Origin of the sequence: Bacillus sp. N12A5, from assembly GCF_026790125.1 — a bacterium.
GTDB lineage: Bacteria > Bacillota > Bacilli > Bacillales > Bacillaceae > Bacillus.
The window spans coordinates 231,209-237,560 of the sequence record NZ_JALAMR010000016.1 but is presented as its reverse complement, the minus strand read 5'-3'; the positions used below and the strand labels follow the sequence as shown (position 1 = coordinate 237,560).

Annotated in this window: 5 protein-coding genes and 5 pseudogenes; 6 read left to right on the top strand and 4 right to left on the bottom strand. The window is 34.7% G+C overall.

The window, feature by feature from the left end; all coding sequences use genetic code 11:
* Nucleotides 1-510 precede the first annotated feature (510 nt).
* The gene (locus MOC09_RS17020; RefSeq protein WP_268371234.1) at nucleotides 511-744 is read left to right on the top strand and encodes a hypothetical protein; all 234 of its coding nucleotides are present in this window, start codon (nucleotides 511-513) and stop codon (nucleotides 742-744) included.
* Nucleotides 720-794: pseudogene (locus tag MOC09_RS20275) on the top strand (hypothetical protein); the annotation flags it as partial. The gene MOC09_RS17020 and the pseudogene MOC09_RS20275, both read left to right, overlap by 25 nt.
* A gap of 459 nt (nucleotides 795-1,253) precedes the next feature.
* Here the strand turns inward: MOC09_RS20275 and MOC09_RS17015 are convergent.
* The gene (locus MOC09_RS17015; RefSeq protein WP_268371232.1) at nucleotides 1,254-2,144 is read right to left on the bottom strand and encodes a LysR family transcriptional regulator; all 891 of its coding nucleotides are present in this window, start codon (nucleotides 2,142-2,144) and stop codon (nucleotides 1,254-1,256) included.
* A gap of 165 nt (nucleotides 2,145-2,309) precedes the next feature.
* Here MOC09_RS17015 and fumC point away from each other — a divergent pair, with 165 nt between their 5' ends.
* From fumC to MOC09_RS17000, 3 genes and pseudogenes are all read left to right on the top strand, one after another.
* Nucleotides 2,310-3,698 carry a class II fumarate hydratase gene (gene fumC / locus MOC09_RS17010; RefSeq protein ID WP_268371230.1) on the top strand — a complete coding sequence of 463 codons (1,389 nt, stop codon included), beginning with the start codon at nucleotides 2,310-2,312 and terminating at the stop codon, nucleotides 3,696-3,698.
* Nucleotides 3,699-3,820: 122 nt separating this feature from the next.
* Nucleotides 3,821-3,997, top strand: a pseudogene (locus MOC09_RS20195) (hypothetical protein).
* Nucleotides 3,955-4,152, top strand: a pseudogene (locus MOC09_RS17000) (recombinase family protein); the annotation flags it as partial. The pseudogenes MOC09_RS20195 and MOC09_RS17000, both read left to right, overlap by 43 nt.
* Nucleotides 4,153-4,323: 171 nt before the next feature.
* On the opposite strand, the pseudogene MOC09_RS16995 reads toward MOC09_RS17000, so the two are convergent.
* Together MOC09_RS16995 and MOC09_RS16990 are read right to left on the bottom strand one after the other, a co-directional pair.
* Nucleotides 4,324-4,722: pseudogene (locus MOC09_RS16995) on the bottom strand (sigma-70 family RNA polymerase sigma factor); the annotation flags it as partial.
* Entirely contained in the window at nucleotides 4,722-5,240 is a 519-nt protein-coding gene (locus tag MOC09_RS16990) for an ImmA/IrrE family metallo-endopeptidase (RefSeq protein ID WP_268371228.1), read from the bottom strand. The pseudogene MOC09_RS16995 and the gene MOC09_RS16990, both read right to left, overlap by 1 nt.
* A 262-nt stretch (nucleotides 5,241-5,502) precedes the next feature.
* Between MOC09_RS16990 and MOC09_RS16985 the strand changes: the two are divergent.
* Nucleotides 5,503-5,669 (top strand): annotated as a pseudogene (locus MOC09_RS16985) (hypothetical protein).
* 278 nt (nucleotides 5,670-5,947) lie between these two features.
* On the opposite strand, the gene MOC09_RS16980 reads toward MOC09_RS16985, so the two are convergent.
* Nucleotides 5,948-6,301: a helix-turn-helix domain-containing protein gene (locus MOC09_RS16980; RefSeq protein ID WP_021480133.1), complete on the bottom strand. Its 354-nt coding sequence runs from the start codon at nucleotides 6,299-6,301 to the stop codon at nucleotides 5,948-5,950.
* Between the last annotated feature and the right edge of the window lie 51 nt (nucleotides 6,302-6,352).

The following is a 6,352-nucleotide window of genomic DNA, read 5'->3' as shown; positions in this document are numbered from 1 at the left end:
TCTATTGGAGGAACATCTTATTTCGAAACCTTTTTTCGATCAATAACGTAGACTTTTAAAAACTTAAGGTTTTGTTACTGATTCTGAAAGGAGAGTATGAAAACTAGGGTTACATCTTAAAAGAATAATGGAAATCGTACAATATCAATCAGAAATAAATGGAGAATGCACTTATTGAGTTTGAGCAAAAAGGTCAATCAAATTGCCATAGTGACTCAATTATCGTAACGAGAAAACATCTAAGTTTTCGCTATCATTTGAGACTTTTGAGAAAGTGTATCACGATTTTCAAAAATAAATAGGAGAGACTGATAATGATAATAATTCGGTTTGAAAAAAATTATACTTGCAATCATGAGAAGATAGAGAGATACCAAAACAGAAGCAATTGTTAAATATACAAATGATTGTTTTTATTTTTAACGACTTTTTCCTCATCTTTGTTCCGTACTTAATTTTAATGTGAATGTTATCAATAGAACAATAATGAAAGGGAGGATGATGTAAATTATGAAGTTAAGAATAAACTATGTAGTATTATTCATTATGTTATCTGAAGGGTTTCTTATAGCAGGTTTTGCATTAGAGAATGTCCTTAATTATTCATTGGCGGTTGGAATTATCTTGCAGCTCATATTTGTTATTTTTTCCTCATTTTTAGCAGTGAAAAACAAAAAGAATACAAACAGATTGTGGAGTAAAAATGGAGTAGTTTTTTCATCACCAGAAAGTTACATGACATGAATCAGCTTATCATTGATGATGAACTGCGAAAGCGAAACATACCCTTGATGAAGTCAGTGTAAAAAATCTGCAAGAAGCTGTGCAACTCATATTATCCACTCCTTCATATCGTGAAAATGTCAAAATGATAAGTAAAAGCTTTAAAGAATCAGGAGGAGAAAAGAAAGCTTTAAAAGCGATAGAAGAGTATTTGGCAAATAAAGTTTGATTTCTCTCTCGCAGATTCTGTTATAAAGGATTCTTCGACGTCTGTATCTAAAGCTGGCATCTTCTAGAGTACCGGAGATACTAGTAAGGAAAGCGAATTTTATTTCAATTAAAATCAAACATTGATCAGCCACACCAACTTACCTGAATATGCAATCCTGCGATATCGAATGCTTTAAGGACTTGGTACGCGGGTGATGTTACAGAAAGTTCTTTTGATAACACACAAGAAATTTATGGTGTGTTTTTTTTGCTTTCATTTCTAGGATCTATGACGTGCCATCAACAACAGTAATTTCATACTATATCGAATCTATTTGAGGAAACTGATTGATGATATATTGCTTGAAGTTTTCAGTGACAGGTGATAGATGCTTCCCTTTAATCCAAGAGAGACCAACTGCACGCTCAAACCTTGGCCAACTAATTCGAACCTTTGCGATATTCGTTTGGTCTAAGCCTTTAAAATCAGGAAGAATTGAAACACCAAGACCTGCTGCAACAAAACCTGCGATTGTTGTAGCTTCTTCACCTTCAAATACAATGTTTGGGGTAATATTAACTTGCTCAAAAATATGATCTATTGTCACTCGCAGAGCGAAACCTTCTTTCATTAAAACAAAAGGCTCATTAGCTATTTCGTTTAACGTAATATCCTCATGAGTAGCTAACACATGTTTTTTTGGCAAAAATAAAAAAAGCTCCTCCTTCCATAAGGGTTTCCACATTATATGTGATTCGACTGGAAAAGAAGCAAGTAGGCAGAGATCAAGCTCACCTGATTTTAGTTTATCTAAAAGCAAATTAGAGTGAGACTGGTTTAATTGAAATTGAACTTTTGGGTAATTATCTTTAAACGTTCCAATTAAATTTGGAACTATTGTTGTACCTAGGGTGTGTAAAAAGCCTAAAGACACTTCACCTTGATCCGGTTTTAAAAGAGATTGAATTTCTTCCTTTCCTTCTGTATATTCTCGAATCATGGAATCAACCCTCTTGAGGAATATTTTCCCATATTTATTTAATTTAATGGACCGCCCTTGTCTATCAAAAAGCGGAACACCTAAGTGATTTTCTAATCTAACAATAGACCGAGAAAGTGCTGGCTGTGTTATTGATAACATTTCAGCAGCTTTGGTTACATGCTGTATACGAGCAAGAGTTTGAAAGTACTCTAATTGTTCCCATTCCATAAAAAAACCTCTCTTCTTATAATCATTACATAAAGGAATTGAAATCATATTTATTATGCATTATACATCATGATTTATTAGTGTTAAGCTAAATTTAGCAGCAAAATAAATAAATTTTTATATCAATTTTAAACTATTTTCGTGTTCAGAAGGAGGACTATTTTAATGAACTATCGAATTGAAAAAGATACTTTTGGAGAAATAAAGGTGCCTGCTGATAAGTTTTGGGGAGCGCAAACACAACGTAGTAAAGAGAACTTCAAGATAGGTTCTGAAAAAATGCCAAAACGTATTGTTAAAGCTTTTGCTATATTGAAGCGCAGTACAGCTATTGCTAATAATCGTTTAGGGAATTTAGATAGTGAAAAAACAGAGGTTATTACCGCAGTTTGTGATGAAATTCTTGAAGGCAAATTTGATGACAATTTTCCACTCGTTGTTTGGCAGACGGGAAGCGGTACACAAAGCAATATGAATGTTAACGAAGTTATAGCGAACCTTGCAACATCTTTACTTAAAGAGAAAGGCTCTATCCAAACCATACATCCAAATGATGATGTGAACCGCAGTCAAAGTTCGAATGACACTTTCCCAACAGCGATGCATGTTGCAGGTGTATTAGCTATCTATGAACAATTAGTTCCTGTACTTGATCAACTTCGGAACACATTAGATGAAAAAGCAAAAAAATTCAATGACATTGTAAAAATAGGTCGTACACATCTTCAAGATGCTACACCTCTTACGCTTGGACAAGAAATTAGCGGTTGGGTATATATGATTGATCGTTCGAAAGAAATGATATTGGAAGCAACTGATAAAATGCGTGAGCTTGCTATCGGGGGTACGGCTGTAGGGACAGGCATTAATGCACATCCACAGTTTGGAGAAGTTGTCTCAGAGGAGATCTCGAAGTTTACAGGCCAACATTTTAAAAGTTCACCTAATAAGTTTCATGCGTTAACTAGTCATGATGAAATAACGTATGTACATGGTGCTATGAAGGCATTAGCTGCTGATTTAATGAAAATTGCGAACGATGTTAGATGGCTTGCAAGCGGTCCTCGCTGTGGTATTGGCGAAGTTTCAATCCCGGAAAATGAGCCAGGTAGCTCCATAATGCCCGGTAAAGTCAACCCTACTCAATGTGAAGCCCTTACCATGATTGCGGCACAAATTATGGGGAATGATGCAACTATTGGTTTTGCCTCAAGTCAGGGTAACTTTGAACTAAATGTATTTAAACCAGTTATTATCTATAACTTCCTTCAATCCGTGCAGTTATTGAGTGATGGAATAAAATCTTTCCATGATCATTGTGCGGTTGGTATTGAACCTAATGAGAAAACCATTAAAGAAAATCTTTCCGGATCTTTGATGCTTGTCACAGCATTGAATCCTTATATCGGATATGAAAATGCTGCAAAAATTGCTAAGTTTGCTCATAAAGAAGGCTTGACGTTAAAAGAGGCTGCTGTCCAACTTAAATTGCTAACGGAAGAACAATTTGATGAGATGGTTAAACCAGAAGATATGGTGAAACCAAACATTTAAATCTTTTAAGGTGAAAACTAGTTACTGATTTGTAGCTAGTTTTTTCTTTTTTTACTCATTGAAAATCACCTCATTAGGACAAACAGTTATTACATACCATTACCCAAGGGGTGATGCATTTTATGAAGGTAATATTCATCGAGGGAGCGCAAACTGACAAATGCATTAACGATTACTATCATTATTTAATAAAACTTTATAGGAAGGAGATTCAGGGATAGCAATATATGTAAGGGTATCGACCGAGGAACAAGCGATCAAGGGATCGAGCATCGACAGCCAGATCGAGGCCTGCATAAAGAAAGCAGGGACTAAGGATGTGCTGAAGTATGCCGATGAAGGATTTTCTGGTGACCTTTTAGAACGTCTGGCTTTGAATCGGTTGAGGGAGGATGCAGGCAAGGGACTTATAAGTCAAGTCATTTGCTATGATCCAGACCGTTTTTCTCGGAAATGATAATTGAGCTTATCAGTGCTGACAAGTTGAGATAGTGAGACAAGCTGTTAGTTGGACATTTTTCATACCTCTTTCGTATATTCTGTCTCCATAAGTTTCGAAAAGTTTTAAAAGAAGCATGTAAATGAATTAGAGAAAGCCGGAATATGAGATCCGGCTTCTTCTGCATTATTTCCCCTTCGCTTTCTTCCGCTTCTCTTTCTCCGCCCGATAAAACTCATGAAACATCTTCATCAGCGCCCGCTTTTCAATCCGCGATACATAGCTGCGCGAAATACCGAGCTCTTTGGCAATCTCACGCTGCGTTTTTTCTTTCTTCAAATCAAGCCCAAATCGCCCGACTATCACTTCCTTCTCACGGTCATCTAGAATGTCAATGTATTGTTTCACTTTTTCAAGCTCCATATTGAGCTGGATCGTATCAATTACATCTTCGTTTTCTGATTTCAATACGTCGATCAGGCTTATTTCATTCCCTTCTTTGTCCTGCCCGATCGGATCATGAAGGGAAACGTCTTTTTTAGTTTTTTTCAATGCGCGTAAATGCATGAGGATTTCATTATTAATTACAAAAGGGGGGTGCACAGATTTCCCGTAACTGTTTGATTAAATAAATGTTGAGTCAGCTTTCTGTAATAAATGCTCAAACGTTTTTTAGCGAATGAAGGAGATACCTTAAATAACCAAGCTACATTTTCAATTGCATGTGATTGAATGTACGAAAGATTAATATTACGCAACATGAAAGTTGGAATGCAAAAGTGATATGTAAAATAATTGGACTGCCACTCTAAATAATCAGTCCAAGTTGCAGGCATTGTTTTTTTATCGCCTTCATGTCTATATATATGGCAAAATTCATGAGCAAAATCATACCATTGTTCAACTCGGCTTTTTCGGCTGTCCAAGCATATATTATAAATCCCGCTGTGTTTTAGTGCGAAGCTTGTAACAGGTTTAAATGAAAGCCTGATATCTAATGACTCAGCAATCCGTTCAAAATTAATTTGTTCAGGCTCTGTAATATCAATCTTCCTGTATAAGTTTTCAATCCAATCCTCTAAATGACTGTTTGTATACCTCAAGATGAAAAACCTCCTTAAAGACGACAATCTAAAAATTGGATTCGTTAAATATTATAGGGGAAACTAAGACTTTTTTCATAGGGAAAAACATCTAAAGTGATGGTATATGAATCTGTTTAATAAAAGAGAGCCAAATTACACCATTGAGTGAAAAGCTATTGCCAATCCTAATCCTTTTTTAAATGGTGTAATTATTTGTAAAGTATTAAAATTGCAAGTGAAAGGGGCAAGGAAGATAAATGGACATCAAAGGAGTTTAATCATGAAAATGAATTATAAGATGAAAGAGGTTTAAAGAAAATATAGAGAAGAGATTAAAAAAAGAAACAAGAGCATGAAGACAATAAAAATTTTAATAAAGAAACAATTATTGTCGTAACGATAATTGTATTGTTTATTTTTTTCACTTACTCCTTGCAAGGTTTTTAATAAGAAGATCCCTTTTTCCCATTTCGATACTCTGCAGTTTTCCTCACAATAAACGCTCTTTTTTTATATAAGAGAATATAAAAGAAACATAAATGAAAATATAAATGAGAAAAACAACAAAAACAACAAAAACCCTTGTCTCGTAAGGGTTTCTAAGGGGGTTCAAAAATCATTTTATAAATGAGGATATGATTGAGATATAAATGAGAATCTAAATCTTATTAGTAAACAGAATTAAACATAATAAACAGAAATAAATAATAATAAACTAACTGCGATTATTTATCTGATTTCCGTCTTTCTTTTAATTGCTCCGTTATAATCTCCAAAGCAGCCTGTAAGATCTCATCTGTTACCTCACCGTCTTTTGCTGCAAGGAACGTTTCAGGATCGTTTAACACTTTTTTTGCATCGTCAGTGATTATATTGGATGATTTATCTTTTCCTCTTAAAAGGTAGTCTGTAGATACATCAAAAAAGTCGGCTATTTTGATTAATGTTTCGTAATCAGGTTCGCGAGTGCCTTGTTCATAATTAGCAAGTTTTCCTCTTGAAAAGCCTAATCTGTCTGCGAGTTCATATTGGCTTAGACCTTTTTCTTTTCTTAAAGCTGCTATCCTTTTACCTAACATATACACTCACTCCTTGTTATTAATTATAACTTGGAAACTAAGCGTTTCTAC